The sequence below is a fragment of the Priestia sp. 10L35 genome (assembly GCF_056395685.1).
The window spans coordinates 398,416-414,807 of sequence record NZ_JBFTKA010000001.1 but is presented as its reverse complement, the minus strand read 5'-3'; the positions used below and the strand labels follow the sequence as shown (position 1 = coordinate 414,807).

Sequence of the window (16,392 nt, the reverse complement as noted above, 5' to 3'; positions counted from 1 at the left end):
GTAAATAAAGCGATGTCATAAGATAAAACTGGATAAAAGACATTCAATTAAAATCATACTACAATGCTTATTCAAATACAAGAACCGTTCGATTTCGCTTCTTATTTATGCCCCATTTTTATACATAATAAAAGCTGACTCGTTTGAGTCAGCTTTTACTAGTCAATCATATTCAAAATTAAAGGCCGCATTTTAGCTGTGCACCACAGTTTGTACATGTGTTGCATCCGCCCATTTCTTCTACCGTTCCTTGACGGCAAACCGGACACGTATTACCTACTTCAGAACCGATTGTTACATCAGTTGAACGAATTTCATTAATTGTATCAACTAACACAACGTGCGGTTTCGTTTCTTCTTTTGGCGCTTCAATTTCTTCATCAAACGTATTTTCTTCTGCTTTTAGCGTTAAGACTTGTGCATCACGGCTGCCGTCTACGTACACCGTACCGCCTTTTGCTCCGCCTTTATACAGACGCTCGTACACTTTTTGAACTTGCTCTACCGTGTAACCGCGAGGAGCGTTTACTGTTTTACTAATTGAACTGTCAATCCAGCGCTGAATCACACATTGCACATCCGCGTGAGCTTGTGGTGCAAGTTCCATAGCTGAAATGAACCATTCAGGAAGGTTGTTTGGATCTGCTTCTGGATGCTGATCTAAATACTCTTGAACGATATCAGCTTTTACTTCAATAAATTTACCTAAACGGCCGCTTCGGAAGTATGAGAATGAGAAATAAGGTTCAAGACCCGTTGATACTCCAACCATTGTTCCAGTACTGCCTGTTGGCGCTACTGTTAATAAATGAGAGTTTCGGATACCGTTCTCTTTAATGTTTTCACGAATATCTTCAGGCATTTTTTTCATGAAGCCTGTATTTGTGAATGCTTCACGTAAAGAAGCCGTTTCAGCATCTGTTTCGCCCACTAAGAACGGGAAGCTTCCTTTTTCTTTTCCAAGCTCTACAGACGCGCGGTAAGCCGTCGTTGCAATTGTTTCAAACACTTTATCTACTAACTCATTGCCTTTGTCAGAGCCGTACTCTGTTTCACAATAAATAAGAAGATCGTGAAGACCCATTACACCAAGGCCAACGCGGCGTTCGCCAAGCGCTTGCTTTTGGTTTTCTTCTAAGAAATAAGGAGTTGCATCAATAACGTTATCTTGCATTCTAACGCCTGTTTCAACCGTTTGACGTAACTTTTCAAAGTTAACAGTTTTCGTTTCTTTATCTGCCATTTGCGCTAGGTTAACAGCAGCTAAGTTGCAGACAGAGAATGGTGCAAGTGGTTGTTCACCACATGGATTTGTTGCAACAACGTGCTGACCATATGCTTGAGCATTTGTCATGTCATTAGCATTGTCAAAGAAGAAAATGCCTGGTTCAGCTGAGTACGTTGCACAAATATTAATTAAGTTCCATAGCTCTTTTGCACGGATAGTACGATACGTACGAACTTTGTTTCCTTGTTTTGCCCATTCGCGCACGTCGCCTACTTCGTGCCAGTTTTCATTGTAGTTAGCCATTTCTTCTTTTGAATAGCTTTCTACGTCTGGGAAGCGAAGTTCGTATTCTCCGTCGTTTTCAACAGCATCCATAAAATCTTTTGTTAAGCATACAGAAATGTTTGCTCCTGTTAAAAACTCTGAGTTATGAACGCTGTACGTTCCGCCTGTTTGCAGCTTTTCTTCTGCATCTTTGATGATTTTTTCACTGAACCCACCAAGACCAGGAATTTGTTTATAGTTAATGATTCCTTGGTACATCGCTTCTTCAGACTCTGTTAGCGGCGTGAACTTCAATTTATCTTGCGCATGTTTTTTAATCATTTCGTCATTTGTGTTTTCAATTAAGAAACGTAAAATGCGAGGGTTTTGCATTTTAGAAATAATAAATTCTACAATGTCAGGATGCCAGTCGGCAAGCATGATCATTTGGGCCCCACGACGTGACCCACCTTGCTCAACAAGATGCGTCAGTTTAGCAATATCATCTAACCATGAAACCGAACCAGATGATTTACCGTTTACACCGCGAGCCAGCGTGTTGCGCGGACGAAGAGTTGAACCATTCGTTCCAACACCGCCTCCACGGCTCATGATTTCCATTACTTGTTTGCGGTGTTCTGAAATACCTTCACGTGAATCTTTTACATAAGGCATTACATAACAGTTGAAGTACGTTACGTCCGTATCAGCACCTGCACCGTAAAGAACGCGGCCAGCTGGTACAAAGTTTAGCTGAACAAGCTCTTGATAGAACTTTTCAAACCACTCTTTGCGCTTTTCTTCTGTTTTTTCCACAGAAGCTAAGCCTGTTGCATTACGTTTTGCAATTTGCTCGTAGAAGACTTCTAGAGGTTTTTCAATGACATCTAAAGAACGAGTGATTAATCCGTTTTCTGCTTCTTCAGGCGATAAAGCTCCTCTAAACTCATCTTCTACCTTGACAACAGCGGTTTTTTGCTCAAAATTAATGCTTTCCACATAGCCAAGTCCTCGTGCTGGAAATTTTGGATCTTCCTTTACAGTTAGAACAACAAAATCTCCTTCTGATAACGTTAATTTTTCCGTATCTTTAAACGCATAACGGTCTAACATTACCAATCTTGAAACACCTTTATGAGTCAACTTCATATCCGGTGTAATCGGATGTACTTGCGGAAAGCGTTCAATATCTGAATTGAGCTTTTCAACATTCATATTCACTTTTTGATTTAACAAAACAGTCATTCTCACAACTCCTTACCTATCGAACATCTATAAATTTATTAACTCTATTTCCTTTTAAAGGAAATAGAGTTTTTCAATCAACTATCAATAACTTACCACACGGCTTGGACGAATTCAATATATAGTATTTGACACTTCTCCAAACATCTACATATAGAAGGGTGTCAAGTGAAATATTTTTTTTTTCGTAAAAAAAGTGTTTGACTTTTCTTCCCTATGTATTCTATTAGCCAAGCATTGTTTCTAAAAATCCCACTAAAAAGTGCAACTTATAAGAAGTTGCACTTTTATCTATTTCCCATGGGCATCCGTTTAGCGCTTAAAGTTCCATTCATCCGATCCGTACTTTGTGCGCGCTAGTTCTTCTACATATGCTTCCTCTTCTTCAGACAGTGTATACGGTTCTAAATCGATATCAAGAGCAGAAGCAAATCCTTTATAAAACGCTTCTTTTGCTTCTTCAATAGAGATTTTGCGGCCCGCAATTGCATTAATGGCTACCGCTTTAGAACGAAATGCGCGCTGCATTCTTTCTTTCACGCGATCATTTGGATAATTAAACACGCTGAATAATTTATCTTCATCAATCTCTAACAGAATAGAGCCGTGCTGTAGAATAACTCCTTTTTGTCTAGTTTGGGCACTTCCAGCAATCTTGCGGCCCTCTACAACTAGTTCATACCAAGAAGGAGCATCAAAGCACACGGACGAACGAGGGTTTTTTAAGCTATTTTTTTCTTCTTCTGAACGAGGAATAGCAAAATAAGCCTCGAGCCCTAACGAACGAAATCCTTCCAGTAAACCTTCAGAGATTACGCGATATGCCTCTGTAACTGTCTTGGGCATGTTAGGATACTCTTCAGATACAATTACGCTGTAAGTAAGCTCTTCATCGTGAAGCACGCCCCTGCCGCCCGTTGGACGTCTTACAAAGCCTAGCCCTAATTCTTTTACTTTATCAAAGTTAATTTCTTTTTCAGCTTTTTGAAAATAACCGATTGACAGCGTTGGAGGGTTCCATCCGTAAAAACGAATCGTAGGTGGAATTTCTCCTTTACTATGCCATTCTAATAACGCTTCATCTAACGCCATATTGTAATAAGGCGAACGGTTGTTGGAATCAATAAATCTCCACTTTGCTTTCATCTACCTCATCCTCAGCTATATGTAATATAAAAAATAAATCCGTTTTTTAGTCTACCAAAAGATTGAGCTAAGGAAAAGCAAAGAGCAACATAAAACTGTGAATTCAAATGTGGTAGTTTTTTCATTTTCGGGAAGAAATCCGCTAGATTCAAGGCAAAATCGCTTTACTTCTAATTTCATTCACTTATATAATAAGAGTATGGATTTTGTCGAAGAAAGGAAGAATCAGCATGTCAGCAATTACAGCAGTACTCATTTTACTTGGAGTAATCATCATATACTCTGTCGTTATGTTCTTTGTCCAACGTCGCATTATGAAAACGTTAACTGAAGAAGAATTCCGCAGCGGCTACCGCAAGGCACAGCTAGTTGATATTCGTGAACCGAATGAATTCGAAAACGGACATATTTTAGGCGCACGAAATATTCCTCTTTCACAGTTCCGTATGCGCATTAAAGAATTTCGTCCAGATCAACCTGTCTACATCTATTGTCAAAGCGGAATGCGCACAGGACGCGCAGCACAAATGCTTCGTCGCCACGGTGTTCAAGAAATCTATGATTTAAAAGGCGGCTTCAAAATGTGGAACGGTAAAGTAAAAAAGAAAAAATAATGGTATGTATATAAAAAAACCTCGCCTTTGGGCGAGGTTTTTTGTTAGACGTTTTGAACAGCCTGTTCTTTCTGATAGCGAAGAACTGGCTTTCTGGCTGCCAGCGTTTCATCAAGGCGTTTCACAACCGTTGTATGCGGAGCTTCCTGTACGACTTCAGGCGTTTCTTCTGCTTCTTTTGCAATTTGAATCATCGCATCGATAAACGCATCTAGCGTTTCTTTCGACTCCGTTTCCGTTGGTTCGATCATCATGCACTCTTCTACGATAAGCGGGAAGTAGATAGTCGGTGGATGATAGCCAAAATCAAGCAGTCGTTTCGCAATATCCAATGTGCGCACGCCAAGCTTTTTCTGACGTTTTCCAGATAAAACAAATTCGTGCTTACAGTGACGGTCAAACGGCAGCTCATAGTGTTCTGCTAAACGACGCATCATATAGTTGGCATTTAGCACAGCGTTTTCCGTCACCGCTTTTAAGCCGTCTGGACCCATTGAACGAATATACGTATAAGCGCGAACGTTGATACCGAAGTTGCCGTAAAACGGCTTTACACGTCCAATTGACTTAGGACGGTTATAGTCAAAGTGATAGCCTTCTTCTGTTTTCACAAGCACTGGTTTAGGCAAATACGGAATTAAATCTGCTTTTACCCCTACCGGACCAGAGCCAGGACCGCCTCCTCCATGAGGGCCTGTAAACGTTTTATGAAGGTTTAAATGAACAACGTCAAACCCCATATCTCCAGGACGGGCTTTACTTAATACTGCGTTTAAATTTGCACCATCATAATAAAGCTTTCCACCTGCTGCGTGAACAATTTCAGCCATTTCTAAAATATCTTCTTCAAATAATCCCAGCGTATTTGGGTTTGTTAACATTAAAGCGGCTGTATCTTCTCCTACTACGCGGCGTAAATCCTCTAAGTCCACTAAACCATGTTCGTTTGATTTTACCGTTACCGTTTCAAATCCCGCAACTGTTGCCGAAGCCGGGTTCGTTCCGTGAGCTGAGTCTGGAACAATGACTTTTGTTCGCTGCGTCTCACCATTTGCTTCATGATAGGCACGAATCATCATAAGCCCGGTCCACTCGCCGTGAGCACCTGCTGCTGGCTGAAGTGTTACTTCATCCATTCCTGTAATTTCTGTTAAATGCTCTTGTAAATCATATAAAAGTTCGAGAGCACCTTGAACCGTTTGCTCATCTTGAAGCGGATGAATATGCGCAAACCCAGCAATGCGTGCTGCTTGTTCATTCACTTTTGGATTATATTTCATCGTACATGAACCAAGCGGATAAAACCCTGAGTCTACCCCGTGATTTCGTTTTGAAAGCGCGGTGTAATGACGCATAATATCGAGTTCTGATACTTCAGGAAGCTCAGGAGCTTTGGTACGCACATACGCTTTCCCAAGCAGTTCTTCAGCATTTACTTGCGGCACATCTAACTCTGGCAATGAATAGCCGATTCGCCCTTCTTTACTGCTTTCAAAAATAAGTGATTGATTTTGATTAAGCATGAAGATCCCCCAATTCATTTACAAGTTGGTCAATTTCCTCTTTTGTACGGAGCTCTGTAAAAGCAAGCAGCATGTGATTTTCAAGCGCTTGGTTATCACGGCTAAGATCATAACCGCCAATTATTTTTGATGCTAATAAATGATTGTTTGCTTCTGTTACCGAAACCGGAAGCTTCACGACTAATTCGTTAAAAAACGGTCCTTCAAATGCTACATTTACCCCTTTTGCCTTTAACGCTTCATATGCATAATGCGTTTTTGATAAGTTTTGCAGCGCCATTTCTTTTACACCTTGCTTGCCTAAAGCTGTCATTGCAACTGATGCTGCTAAAGCATTTAACGCTTGATTTGAACAAATGTTAGACGTCGCTTTATCGCGGCGTATATGCTGTTCACGCGCTTGAAGGGTTAAAACAAACCCTCGCTTACCGTTTTCATCGACCGTTTGCCCTACTAATCGTCCTGGGATTTTTCGCATAAGCTTAGACGTAGTTGCAAAGTATCCGCAGTGCGGGCCTCCAAATTGACTTGGAATACCAAATGGCTGTGCATCTCCAATGACAATATCAGCTCCGAATTCTCCAGGAGGCGTAAGTAAACCTAATGATAAAGGATTGCTTGAAACCACAAACATGCATTTTTCTTGATGGGTAATTTCTTCAATTTCTTTTAACGGCTCGATTTGTCCGTAGAAATTTGGATACTGGACAATAACAGCTGCCACGTCACTCCCCATCTCTTTTTCTAATGCAATCATATCTGTTACGCCGTCTGCTGAAGGGATTTCTACCACTTCAATGTATTGACCCTTCGCATACGTTTTTAACACATCTTTTGACTCAGGGTGAACAGCCGCAGAGACAAGTACTTTTTTCTTTTTTGTTTGACCCGCACTGAGCATAGCGGCTTCTGCTAAAGCAGTTCCTCCGTCATACATAGAAGAATTAGCCACGTCCATCCCCGTTAACTCACAAATCATTGTTTGAAATTCAAAGATGGCCTGAAGTTCTCCTTGAGAAATTTCCGGTTGATACGGAGTATAGGCCGTATAAAATTCCGAACGAGAAATAACATGATCAACAATAACCGGCATGTAATGATCGTAAACTCCTGCTCCTAAAAAAGAAGCATAGTCTTTTAAATGAGCATTTTTAGCAGCCATACTATTTAATTCTTTTAACAGCTGAGGCTCTGAAGCCGCTTTTTTAATATTGTATTCTCCTTGAAAACGAACGCGCTGCGGAATATCTGAAAATAAATCATCAACAGATGAAACACCAATTGCTGCTAACATTTGCTGCTGATCTTGTTCTGTCATTGGTAAATAGCGATGTAACATGTTAAATTCCTCCCCAAAGCTTACTTTGAACGTTTATAAAAAGGTGTTGAAACCACTTTTGCTTTTAAGCGCTTTTTCCGAACCTGCACTTCCACTTCTTGACCAAGCTCTGTATACTCTGCTGACAATAGTGCTAGACCGATGTTTTTCTTTAATGTCGGTGACTGTGTACCTGTTGTCACAAATCCAATTTGTTCTTCATCTGCAAGTACTTCGTAACCGTGTCTTGGTATACCTTTATCAATCATTTCAATTCCTACCAGCTTACGAGGTGCCCCGCTTTCACGCTGTTCTTTTAACACTTCTTTTCCAATAAAGCTGTCTTTGTTCGTCTTTACTGCAAATCCAATTCGAGCTTCAATGGGCGTAATATCTTTTGAAAGCTCTTGGCCATATAAAGCCAAAGTAGCTTCAAAACGAAGCGTATCGCGAGCTCCTAATCCGCAAGGCAGCACACCTTCATCACTGCCTGCTTCTAAAATAGCCGTCCACAAGTGAGCTGCGTCAGCTGAAGAACAATAAATTTCAAAGCCATCTTCCCCGGTGTACCCAGTACGTGAAACGAGAGCTTTTACATTCGCTACTTCTACATCATCAGCAAATGTAAATGGCTTTAACAAAGCTAAATTTTCGTTCGTTAACGTTTGTAAAACTTTTTCTGCTACAGGACCTTGCAAAGCTAGCTGCGCAGTTTCATCAGACTGATTAACGAGCGTTACATCTCCTTGTTTGTGAGACACCAGCCACTCATAGTCTTTTTGAATATTAGCAGCGTTTACGACTAGCAAATACTCTTGATCTGCTTTTTTATAAATCAGCAAATCATCTACCGTGCCTCCGTCTTCATAACACATAGCCGTATACTGCGCTTTTCCATCTACGAGGGTAGAAACGTCATTTGTCATCGTGTGCTGAAGAAAAACTAAGCTATCAGCTCCTGTTACAAGAATTTCTCCCATATGAGAGACATCAAAAAGGCCTGCCTTTGTACGTACAGCTTCATGCTCTTCTTTAATAGAAGAAAATTGAACGGGAAGAGCCCATCCTCCAAAATCAATTGTTTTGGCACCATATTTTTGATAGGTATCATAAAGCGGCGTTTTGTGTAATTCTGTTGTCATATTTATGTCCTCCTCTTTTTCACGTGAAACTTTTCATAACGGGGAGTTTTCAAATAGTGTGGGGATCACTATTTATCCAAACAAAAAAGGACAGAAAACCCCTACTGTATTTAGTAGGAAGTCTCTGTCCTTTTCACCTGAAAGTTTACCTATAAATGAATAGGTTTGCCTCGTGGGTGGTCTATAAACGCATAGACGCTCTCCAGAGCTGCGTCAAACAAGAGTCTTTTTGCCTGAGAGATTCACAATTTTATTGCTTGCTCCTTCGGCGCTACATTCAAGTAGTCTCTCCCCGTGTCGTCATTCGCTTCTATAAAGTTGGTAAAGTTGGGCATACTACTGAAAGATGTATCTATCTTTATTCACACAATCATTTGTAAAGTGCTAATCTATTTTCTTTTTCAAATTTTCTAAATATATTTTTATCCTACCTGATTCTTATCATTTGTTCAATAAAAATTTTTCACAAAGGAGCATTTTTATCATGAAAGTGAAATTAAACATCGATGAAACATGGGAAGCAGCCTTCTCAACTAAATTGGAGCAAGACGGCCCTTGGTCTGCATGGGATTTGTATAAACTTGCCTATGAAATAGAAGACCAAACGCTTATCTCAGAATTTGAAGGACTACAAAGCCCAAAACATCTAGCCGATTTAACGCCGCTTCCTCATCAGCTCGAAGTAGCCAAACAAGTAGTTGAAACAATGAATGGGAAAGCCATTTTAGCAGATGAAGTAGGACTGGGCAAAACGATTGAAGCAGGGTTAATTTTGAAGGAATATATGATTCGCGGACTTGTTAAAAAAGTTCTCATTTTAGTTCCAGCTTCCCTTGTTTCACAGTGGGCTATGGAATTGAACCAAAAATTTTATATTCCCGCAGTCCCTCAAAGAAAATCATATGTGTGGGATCAGTGTGACATCGTTGTGTCTTCAATTGATACAGCAAAACGTTCTCCTCATCGAGAAATTGTGCTAGAACAAGACTACGACCTCATCATCATTGATGAAGCTCATAAACTTAAAAACAACAAAACAAAAAACTATGAATTTGTGCAAAGTCTAAAAAAGAAATTTTGTCTGTTGCTAACCGCAACACCGATTCAAAATCGAATTGAAGAAATTTTTAACTTAGTCTCTCTTTTAAAGCCTGGTCATCTCGGCAATAAAGACTATTTCGAAGAATTATTTTCCGCTAAAAAACGCTCTTTGCAAAACGATGAACACTTAAAAGAGCTTGTTAACAAAGTTATGATTCGAAATCGCCGCCACGATACGGGTATCGAATGGACGAAGCGAATTGTTCAAACCATTCCTGTTGAATTCTCGCCGAAAGAACGGGAGCTATACGATGCGATTACATCTTTTAAAGGAAACGGACTCCACCCTTCAAGCGCTTTTTCAATTTTAACCCTGCAGCGAGAGGCCTGCAGCAGCCGTGAAGCGGTGTATATGACATTAAAAAACATGCTGGAACGTCAGGAAGATCCAAACAGCGCATTAACGGAACATATGATTACTCCGTTAATGGAACTACTTCAGCAAGTTCCGCAAAATGCAAAAGCAGAAAAAGTGCTAGAACTCGTTCAGAAAATTGATGATAAAGTCATTATTTTTACTGAGTACAGAGCAACTCAACTGTATTTACAGTGGTATTTAAAACAGCATGGAATTACCTCTGTACCTTTTAGAGGCGGATTTAAGCGAGGTAAAAAAGACTGGATGAAGCAGCTTTTTGAAAGCCACGCGCAAGTATTTATTGCCACTGAAGCAGGTGGAGAAGGAATCAATCTTCAGTTTTGTCATCATATCATTAACTATGATCTGCCGTGGAATCCAATGCGTCTAGAACAGCGAATTGGAAGGGTCCATCGTTTAGGTCAAAAACATGATGTTCACATTTACAATTTAGCCATTCAACATACGGTCGAAGAACATATTTTAAAATTGTTATACGAAAAAATAAACCTTTTTGAACGAGTTGTTGGAGAGCTAGATGATATTTTAACAAAGCTTGATTTAAAAAATATCGAAGAGCATATTCAGGATATTTTATTTCATTCACGGAGTGAAGGAGAAATAAAAATCAAAATGGAGAACTTGACGTCTATTATTCAATACGAAGACAGCGAGGAGGATCAGCATGCAGCAAACTGATATTCACCAATTTTTAAAGCGTTATTTTCTAGCTAATAATTGTTCTATTGTCACAGAAACATCTTCTTACCTGACGGTTCAATTAACGATTGAACTCGATAAAGAATTGATGAATCGCCCATTTTATTGGCACTATATTGAAAAGACGGGAGGAGAAGCAACTCCTGCTTCGCTCACTTTCATTACAGACCCAGCATTTGAAGACGATTCCGTTCAAGGAGAACGAATTCATTTCGGTTCACCTAGGCTGCACCAAATTTTCGCTTCTACTCAAAAACTAGGCGGGTTTATTCACTTGTATGAACAAGTTGCCTCAGCTCAGCCAACAAATCAGCCTTTACACCCTTGGCTTGCATTAAATATTAAAGTCTCATACAAATGCGATCGTAAAAAAGATGAGCTCTTGTCGCTTGGCATTAATTTAATCAATGGACAGATTATTGAATCATTTCATGAATTAATCATTAATCAAAATTTGTCATCTAAAATCTCAGACTATTGCTTTACTCTCTCACCTTTTATTAAACCTAAAAGTGCCATCGCACGACTCACATCATATGTGACTGACTATGTTAAAGCTCAGCCAACTGAATGGGCTGAAAAAGCGCAGGAGAGATGGTATGAAGACTTAGCGCTTCTTGATCATTTTTACGAAACAGCAGAAGAGCTGCCAGAAATATATATGACCGAAAAAACAGCGCTTCAAGAACTGTACGAGCCGACTATCTTGTTTAAGTTTATAAACGGTGGCTTATTTTACATATCGCCTGAAACGATGTCTCGTCAATTTAACAAAACACAAGCCGGTTAAAAAAAAGATGAGCATATAATATGCTCATCTTTCTTTTTTCTTTCGATACCACAGCATAAACGACAGCGGAATCATTCCAAACCATCTGTTTGCAAAAGGTGCTCGCTCTTCTTTTTTTTGAATTTTTTTCGTTTTCCTCTCTTCTTTTGGCTGATCCATATATTGTACAAATTGCTGAGTCATATATTTTACATAATCATTCGTTTTCATATAATCAACTCCTCAGCACTATTATATCCGGAGAGAAAGAGACTTAATCCGTCCACTTCACAATGTGCTGATCCTTTTTTTGAATATATGCCGTTTCCGTCAATGCTCTTCCTTGCAATGTTTGACATTTTATTTTTAGGATAATCATCTGTTCATCTTCACTTACTACTTCGTATGAAACCGTACCAGTTTCTAATACTAAAGATGCAAATGGAGATTTATTATGTTCTTTTATTTCTTTTTTTACATGTACAACCGCGTTTTCTAAAAGATGCTGCAGGCGATTTTTCTGCTCTACTTCTTGATAAAATGAACTTTTCGTCACAAAATAAGTGGTTTGCTGAGCTACTAACAGAAGAAAAAGCGCACAAAATGCCAAAACAACGGGGAGAATAAATCCTTGCTCATTATGTTTCATGAGCAAGCATCAAAAACGTCGTAATGGTTTCTTCTCTAACTTTGTTAACACCGTCTGTTGAACGAATTAACAGCCTTTCTTTTTGCTGTTCATACATAATATTCTTAATGTGCTGCAGCACAACTTCATGACCGCTTTCATCCACTCGTCTTCTTATCTTGTCTTCATAGCGTTCATAAGTGATGATCTGATTATTTTCCATTTTCAACGTAAGCGTAGTCGCATGAATTCCTACTTCTTTTGCTTCTCGATATTCCATAGCAAGTTGATTTACAAAGATTTCCCACTCCATTTCATTCATACTAAAGTCCGGATTATATGTTTGCTTCGCTAGCGGAATGATAATGGGGAAAAATGAAACAATGATCAAAAAAAGAGTAAAACTGACTAACATCTCTACAAGCGTAAAACCTTTTTCCCTTTTCACTTCAACATCACATCACACTTCTTTTTCATTTTCTCAGCGGAATCTGTCCATTCTACACAAAGCTTTTGAGCACTTTCTCCGTCCCACTTCAGATAAAACGCAACGTTTTCTTTTACGATTTTTTCTCGCCGTTTATATCCTGCTTCATATTTATATTTCAATAGCTCTTCGTGCAAGATAGCATCGGCTTGATACGAAACATATTGCTTCTTTTCTGCTTCCTTCATCTGAACATACAAAGGAATAATTGTACCGGTTAGGAGTAAAAGCATACTAAATGAAACAAGCATTTCTAACAAAGTGTAGCCCTGCTGACCCTTACATCTTGTCCACATAAAAACGCCCTCTGCCTATTTGAAAAATAACTTTATATTTAAATTTTTGATTGCTGATAAAAATGGTCTTCGCTTGAGAAATATTGCCGTTTTTGTTGTATTGTATCGTGGAATTTCCGCTTCCAAACGTGATATGAATGGTGGAGTCATAGGCGCGCTTATAAAGAACGGCACGAGAATCAGAAACAATATATTCTGTTCCCTTCGGTGCGAAGTTAATTTTAATTGGAGATTCTCGGTTCATGGCTGTCTGCTGCACATAAAACGTGTCGCTTTGCAGCTGTCGCAAAAATAATGTGATTTTGTAATATTCCACAAGCGGACGAATAGCTACAATAATGGAAAACATCATCACTTGCACAATAAATAAAACCATCAGCATCTCAATGAGGGTAAATCCTTTTTGCTTAAGAAGAACCACTAGCTGTAACCTTTCCGGTACCGTCAATTTGAATGGCTTGACCATTTGGACACACGGTGCCTTCTTTTAAGTAGCCTCCTGCTTCAAGCTCTTCTAGACTTGGTTTTTCGCCATTTTCAAGTTCGTATACTTGTACCTCAGCCTCTACGGTTTTGACAAGAGCTGAGCAGCCTTTGTTGTTAATAACCGTATTATGCTTTAATACATTTGGAATCATAATGAGCAAAAGCACGGTAATAACGAGCATAACAATGAGCATTTCAATAAGGGTAAATCCTTTATCACCTTTTAGAATCATATTCTTTCCCCTTTCTACAAGCTCGACATCACTTCTAACATCGGAAGCATAACGGACATATACATAAGCAGAATGACAATTCCGATGAATAAGAATGTAAGCGGCTGTACATATTTTAAAATACGAAAAATAAACTGTTCCATTCTTTCCATCATAAATAGACTGTAATCATACAGTTCTTGAGAAAGCTCACCGTTCTGCTGGCCATGCACAATAACGTGTGCCAAGTCTTTTTCATAATGAGATTTACCTGAAACGATATGATCTAATCGCATTCCTGAGGAAAGTTGATCTGTAAAAGCAAAAGCTTCCACTTGAAAAAACGGATGATGCTCTTGCTTTTGAAAAAGAGCAAAGCATTCATAAATAGATAAACCACCATTTAGTAAATTGCTCATATGAACAGAAAAAAAGTACGAGTTAAATAGCCGTGTGAACGTTCGGATAACGGGAACTCTCATAAAGAGCTGCATTTGAACTACTGGAGGCAATTTTTTAATGTACATCACATAAAACAAATACAGGATGATTGGCATACTGATGACTGCAGGCAATACAAAAGGAAAGAACGACATCGCCTGCATAAATAAGAGGATAAACGAAGACTGCTTGTTTCCAAAGGATAAGTACAGAGCTTCAAACTGTGGAAGTAAAACCGTACTTAAAACAAATAAAATGGAAAGAATAAACAGCAGTAGCAATACGGGATATTGAACAAGCTTTTGAAATTTTTTACGATGCCTTACTTTTTCTTCAATCATTGAGCTGCTTTCTTTTAAAGCAAATTGAAGGTTTCCATGCTGTTCCGCAAAATATAAATAGCTTAAAATATCACGGTGAAACTGAAGTTTAACAAAAGCATCGTGCAAAGATTCTCCTCGTTTTAACTGCTCAAGACATTTTTCAATATCCGTTTTTTCTTTGTTAGATACTTGAAACGTCAAAAACGAAAGAGCTTGAGAAAGAGTATAGCCTTTTTCCAAGAGCTTAGAGACCTGCTTAAGAATTTTCGCTTGCTGAGCAAGAGACCACCTTTTTTGTCTATTTGTCTTTATCCCCATCCGTCTAGCGAATGCGGATATAAATAGCCTAGCGCGATTCCTTTTAGAATCACATCTCGGAGCGTCTTATAATCATAATCCGCATTTTCTCCTTTCACTTCTCTCATCACTGCGCTAAGCTCCTTTCCATAAAGCAATTCGTATATGCTGGACTGACGATGCTTCCTCATTTTTTTACAAGCGGGGTGGCATTTTCCGGAACACAGCGGACAGCGAATTTCTACAAGGCGCTGTGCAGCTACTGCTACAAGAGTCTGTTCCATTTCTTGAAAGCTAACGCCAAACTCAAGCAGCCTGTACAAAGATCCTTTTGTATCTTTAGTATGCATCGTTGTCAAAACCAAGTGTCCGGTAAGCGCTGCTCTCACAGCAATTTTGGCAGTCTCACTATCTCTTATTTCTCCCACCATGATAATGTCTGGGTCATGGCGCAATATAGCTTTTAAACCAGTCGTGTACGTAATTCCCGCCCGTTCATTTACCTGTACTTGAAGCACAGTTTCACTCGGTTTTTCAATAGGATCTTCTAGTGTAATAACATTTCGATTAAAAAGGTGCTTTACTTCGTGTAAAAGAGTATATAGAGTAGTGGTTTTACCTGATCCTGTAGGACCGGTAAAAATAATTAATCCATGAGAGAATTTCAAGAGAGAAATAAGCTTTTTAGTATGTTCAGGAAAAAGAGATAAATGTTTGAGAGATGTAGATTGTTGATGAGGCAAAAGCCGAATAACAAGACTTTCATCATGAGAAGTAGGAAGAGTTGATAAACGCAAATTTACTTGATAGTGATCAATGGAAGTGGTCAATGCACCATTTTGAGGTTTTCTGCGCTCACCAATATCCATTCCCCCTAAAAATTTAAAATGCGAAATGAGCCGTTCAGACATTTCCTTTGAAATAACCCTCTTTAAAATAAGCTCCTGGTCAATTCGCAGCTGAATCAAAGCATCTTTCTTTCGGGGCACAATATGCACATCAGAACTTCGGCACTCATATGCATCTCGTATAACGTAAGTAGCAAACTGTTCAATTTCGGTCAAACGATCATCACTCCTTTATTTGTAATCAAGATGATTGGTAAAACATCTAGAAACAGTAATTTCGACCTTTTTCGAGATTTTCCTCCTTCTTTTTTCATTTTTTATAATTTTTTTAGTATACGCTTCTTTTCTTCCCTTCAGTCCTTGTACACGATGTACAACTTCTGTACAGCTCTAAACGACTACATAAAAAAAGACAACGTGATGTAAAACTCTACGCTGTCGTTTTATTCATTATTTACTGAATTGAGCTTCTTCATCATGTACGCTTACACAACTAGAGAAGCAAGACTTGTTTTTTTCTTGACTAAATTTTTAAGAGCAGATTCGTTATAGCCTACTACAAGCTTTTTACCATCTGTTAAAATTGGTCGGCGAAGCAAACGAGGATGTTCAATTAATAGATTGACCACTTCTGATAGCGTCATGCTATCCACATCAACATTTAACTTTTTATATTCTTGACTTCTTTTAGCAAGAAGTTCATCCATCCCTTCTGTTGTCATAGAAAGAAGTTCAAGCATTTCTTTATGAGTAGGTGTTTCTCTAAATAAATGACGCTCTTTAAAATTTACATCTTCCTTCACTAGCCACTTTTTCGTTTTACGACAAGATGTACAGCTCGGGTACGTATAAAATTTAATTTCTTCCATATGAAACCCTCCCGTTTTTTTAGTTATAGATTGTTTATATACATTGTACACGTTTTGTATAACTTTTGTATAGTATT

The 16,392-nt window shown here is 38.9% G+C and carries 17 protein-coding genes and 1 riboswitch; of the genes, 3 read left to right on the top strand and 14 right to left on the bottom strand.

Going from position 1 to position 16,392, the window contains the following annotated elements:
* Nucleotides 1–178 precede the first annotated feature (178 nt).
* Both AC1DEF_RS02120 and AC1DEF_RS02115 read right to left on the bottom strand, forming a co-directional pair.
* Entirely contained in the window at nucleotides 179–2,737 is a 2,559-nt protein-coding gene (locus AC1DEF_RS02120; RefSeq protein ID WP_057243225.1) for a vitamin B12-dependent ribonucleotide reductase, read from the bottom strand.
* A gap of 312 nt (nucleotides 2,738–3,049) precedes the next feature.
* Nucleotides 3,050–3,883 carry a lipoate--protein ligase family protein gene (locus tag AC1DEF_RS02115; protein WP_013085005.1) on the bottom strand — a complete coding sequence of 278 codons (834 nt, stop codon included), beginning with the start codon at nucleotides 3,881–3,883 and terminating at the stop codon, nucleotides 3,050–3,052.
* Between the two features lie 230 nt (nucleotides 3,884–4,113).
* Here AC1DEF_RS02115 and AC1DEF_RS02110 point away from each other — a divergent pair, with 230 nt between their 5' ends.
* A complete protein-coding gene (locus tag AC1DEF_RS02110) occupies nucleotides 4,114–4,497 on the top strand; it encodes a rhodanese-like domain-containing protein (protein WP_013085006.1) in 384 nt (127 codons plus the stop codon).
* 44 nt (nucleotides 4,498–4,541) lie between these two features.
* On the opposite strand, the gene gcvPB is transcribed toward AC1DEF_RS02110, so the two are convergent.
* The 3 genes from gcvPB to gcvT are packed head-to-tail and all read right to left on the bottom strand — an operon-like array spanning nucleotide 4,542 to nucleotide 8,480.
* On the bottom strand, nucleotides 4,542–6,020 hold the full coding sequence (gcvPB, locus tag AC1DEF_RS02105; RefSeq protein WP_097824591.1) for an aminomethyl-transferring glycine dehydrogenase subunit GcvPB: 1,479 nt from the start codon (nucleotides 6,018–6,020) through the stop codon (nucleotides 4,542–4,544).
* Entirely contained in the window at nucleotides 6,013–7,359 is a 1,347-nt protein-coding gene (gene gcvPA, locus AC1DEF_RS02100) for an aminomethyl-transferring glycine dehydrogenase subunit GcvPA (protein WP_043976247.1), read from the bottom strand. Before gcvPA ends, gcvPB begins: the two co-directional genes overlap by 8 nt.
* A gap of 20 nt (nucleotides 7,360–7,379) precedes the next feature.
* On the bottom strand, nucleotides 7,380–8,480 hold the full coding sequence (gene gcvT / locus AC1DEF_RS02095; RefSeq protein WP_097824592.1) for a glycine cleavage system aminomethyltransferase GcvT: 1,101 nt from the start codon (nucleotides 8,478–8,480) through the stop codon (nucleotides 7,380–7,382).
* 211 nt (nucleotides 8,481–8,691) lie between these two features.
* Nucleotides 8,692–8,784: riboswitch (glycine riboswitch) on the bottom strand.
* A gap of 180 nt (nucleotides 8,785–8,964) precedes the next feature.
* Between gcvT and AC1DEF_RS02090 the strand changes: the two genes are divergently transcribed.
* The gene (locus AC1DEF_RS02090) at nucleotides 8,965–10,638 is read left to right on the top strand and encodes a DEAD/DEAH box helicase (RefSeq protein ID WP_013085010.1); all 1,674 of its coding nucleotides are present in this window, start codon (nucleotides 8,965–8,967) and stop codon (nucleotides 10,636–10,638) included.
* Nucleotides 10,625–11,449, top strand: a complete 825-nt coding sequence (locus AC1DEF_RS02085) for a YqhG family protein (RefSeq protein ID WP_013059169.1) — start codon at nucleotides 10,625–10,627, stop codon at nucleotides 11,447–11,449. Before AC1DEF_RS02090 ends, AC1DEF_RS02085 begins: the two co-directional genes overlap by 14 nt.
* A gap of 24 nt (nucleotides 11,450–11,473) precedes the next feature.
* Here AC1DEF_RS02085 and AC1DEF_RS02080 read toward each other — a convergent pair whose 3' ends face one another.
* From AC1DEF_RS02080 to AC1DEF_RS02040, 9 genes are all read right to left on the bottom strand, one after another.
* Nucleotides 11,474–11,659 (bottom strand): YqzE family protein, encoded by a 186-nt coding sequence (locus AC1DEF_RS02080; protein ID WP_013059170.1) that lies wholly within the window; start codon nucleotides 11,657–11,659, stop codon nucleotides 11,474–11,476.
* Between the two features lie 43 nt (nucleotides 11,660–11,702).
* Entirely contained in the window at nucleotides 11,703–12,077 is a 375-nt protein-coding gene (gene comGG, locus AC1DEF_RS02075) for a competence type IV pilus minor pilin ComGG (RefSeq protein WP_043976241.1), read from the bottom strand.
* Entirely contained in the window at nucleotides 12,067–12,504 is a 438-nt protein-coding gene (gene comGF, locus AC1DEF_RS02070; RefSeq protein ID WP_013059172.1) for a competence type IV pilus minor pilin ComGF, read from the bottom strand. Before comGF ends, comGG begins: the two co-directional genes overlap by 11 nt.
* Nucleotides 12,501–12,839: a type II secretion system protein gene (locus AC1DEF_RS02065; RefSeq protein ID WP_028410645.1), complete on the bottom strand. Its 339-nt coding sequence runs from the start codon at nucleotides 12,837–12,839 to the stop codon at nucleotides 12,501–12,503. The genes comGF and AC1DEF_RS02065 overlap by 4 nt, the downstream gene beginning before the upstream one ends.
* Complete coding sequence (comGD, locus tag AC1DEF_RS02060; protein ID WP_097824593.1) at nucleotides 12,823–13,260, bottom strand: competence type IV pilus minor pilin ComGD; 438 nt, start codon at nucleotides 13,258–13,260, stop codon at nucleotides 12,823–12,825. The genes AC1DEF_RS02065 and comGD overlap by 17 nt, the downstream gene beginning before the upstream one ends.
* Nucleotides 13,247–13,558, bottom strand: coding sequence for a competence type IV pilus major pilin ComGC (comGC, locus tag AC1DEF_RS02055; protein WP_013059175.1), 312 nt, complete (start codon nucleotides 13,556–13,558; stop codon nucleotides 13,247–13,249). The genes comGD and comGC overlap by 14 nt, the downstream gene beginning before the upstream one ends.
* A 14-nt stretch (nucleotides 13,559–13,572) precedes the next feature.
* The gene (gene comGB, locus AC1DEF_RS02050; RefSeq protein ID WP_097824594.1) at nucleotides 13,573–14,619 is read right to left on the bottom strand and encodes a competence type IV pilus assembly protein ComGB; all 1,047 of its coding nucleotides are present in this window, start codon (nucleotides 14,617–14,619) and stop codon (nucleotides 13,573–13,575) included.
* On the bottom strand, nucleotides 14,610–15,662 hold the full coding sequence (gene comGA / locus AC1DEF_RS02045; protein ID WP_097824595.1) for a competence type IV pilus ATPase ComGA: 1,053 nt from the start codon (nucleotides 15,660–15,662) through the stop codon (nucleotides 14,610–14,612). Before comGA ends, comGB begins: the two co-directional genes overlap by 10 nt.
* Nucleotides 15,663–15,931: 269 nt before the next feature.
* The gene (locus AC1DEF_RS02040) at nucleotides 15,932–16,315 is read right to left on the bottom strand and encodes a Spx/MgsR family RNA polymerase-binding regulatory protein (RefSeq protein WP_013059178.1); all 384 of its coding nucleotides are present in this window, start codon (nucleotides 16,313–16,315) and stop codon (nucleotides 15,932–15,934) included.
* Nucleotides 16,316–16,392: the final 77 nt, after the last annotated feature.

Excerpts from the sequence above, each read along its gene's own strand:
- AC1DEF_RS02120 (WP_057243225.1), bottom strand. The coding sequence starts at position 2,737 with ATGACTGTTTTGTTAAATCAAAAAGTGAATATGAATGTTGAAAAGCTC.
- AC1DEF_RS02115 (WP_013085005.1), bottom strand. The coding sequence starts at position 3,883 with ATGAAAGCAAAGTGGAGATTTATTGATTCCAACAACCGTTCGCCTTAT.
- AC1DEF_RS02110 (WP_013085006.1), top strand. The coding sequence starts at position 4,114 with ATGTCAGCAATTACAGCAGTACTCATTTTACTTGGAGTAATCATCATA.
- gcvPB (WP_097824591.1), bottom strand. The coding sequence starts at position 6,020 with ATGCTTAATCAAAATCAATCACTTATTTTTGAAAGCAGTAAAGAAGGG.
- gcvPA (WP_043976247.1), bottom strand. The coding sequence starts at position 7,359 with ATGTTACATCGCTATTTACCAATGACAGAACAAGATCAGCAGCAAATG.
- gcvT (WP_097824592.1), bottom strand. The coding sequence starts at position 8,480 with ATGACAACAGAATTACACAAAACGCCGCTTTATGATACCTATCAAAAA.
- AC1DEF_RS02090 (WP_013085010.1), top strand. The coding sequence starts at position 8,965 with ATGAAAGTGAAATTAAACATCGATGAAACATGGGAAGCAGCCTTCTCA.
- AC1DEF_RS02085 (WP_013059169.1), top strand. The coding sequence starts at position 10,625 with ATGCAGCAAACTGATATTCACCAATTTTTAAAGCGTTATTTTCTAGCT.
- AC1DEF_RS02080 (WP_013059170.1), bottom strand. The coding sequence starts at position 11,659 with ATGAAAACGAATGATTATGTAAAATATATGACTCAGCAATTTGTACAA.
- comGG (WP_043976241.1), bottom strand. The coding sequence starts at position 12,077 with ATGAAACATAATGAGCAAGGATTTATTCTCCCCGTTGTTTTGGCATTT.
- AC1DEF_RS02065 (WP_028410645.1), bottom strand. The coding sequence starts at position 12,839 with ATGTGGACAAGATGTAAGGGTCAGCAGGGCTACACTTTGTTAGAAATG.
- comGC (WP_013059175.1), bottom strand. The coding sequence starts at position 13,558 with ATGATTCTAAAAGGTGATAAAGGATTTACCCTTATTGAAATGCTCATT.
- comGB (WP_097824594.1), bottom strand. The coding sequence starts at position 14,619 with ATGGGGATAAAGACAAATAGACAAAAAAGGTGGTCTCTTGCTCAGCAA.
- AC1DEF_RS02040 (WP_013059178.1), bottom strand. The coding sequence starts at position 16,315 with ATGGAAGAAATTAAATTTTATACGTACCCGAGCTGTACATCTTGTCGT.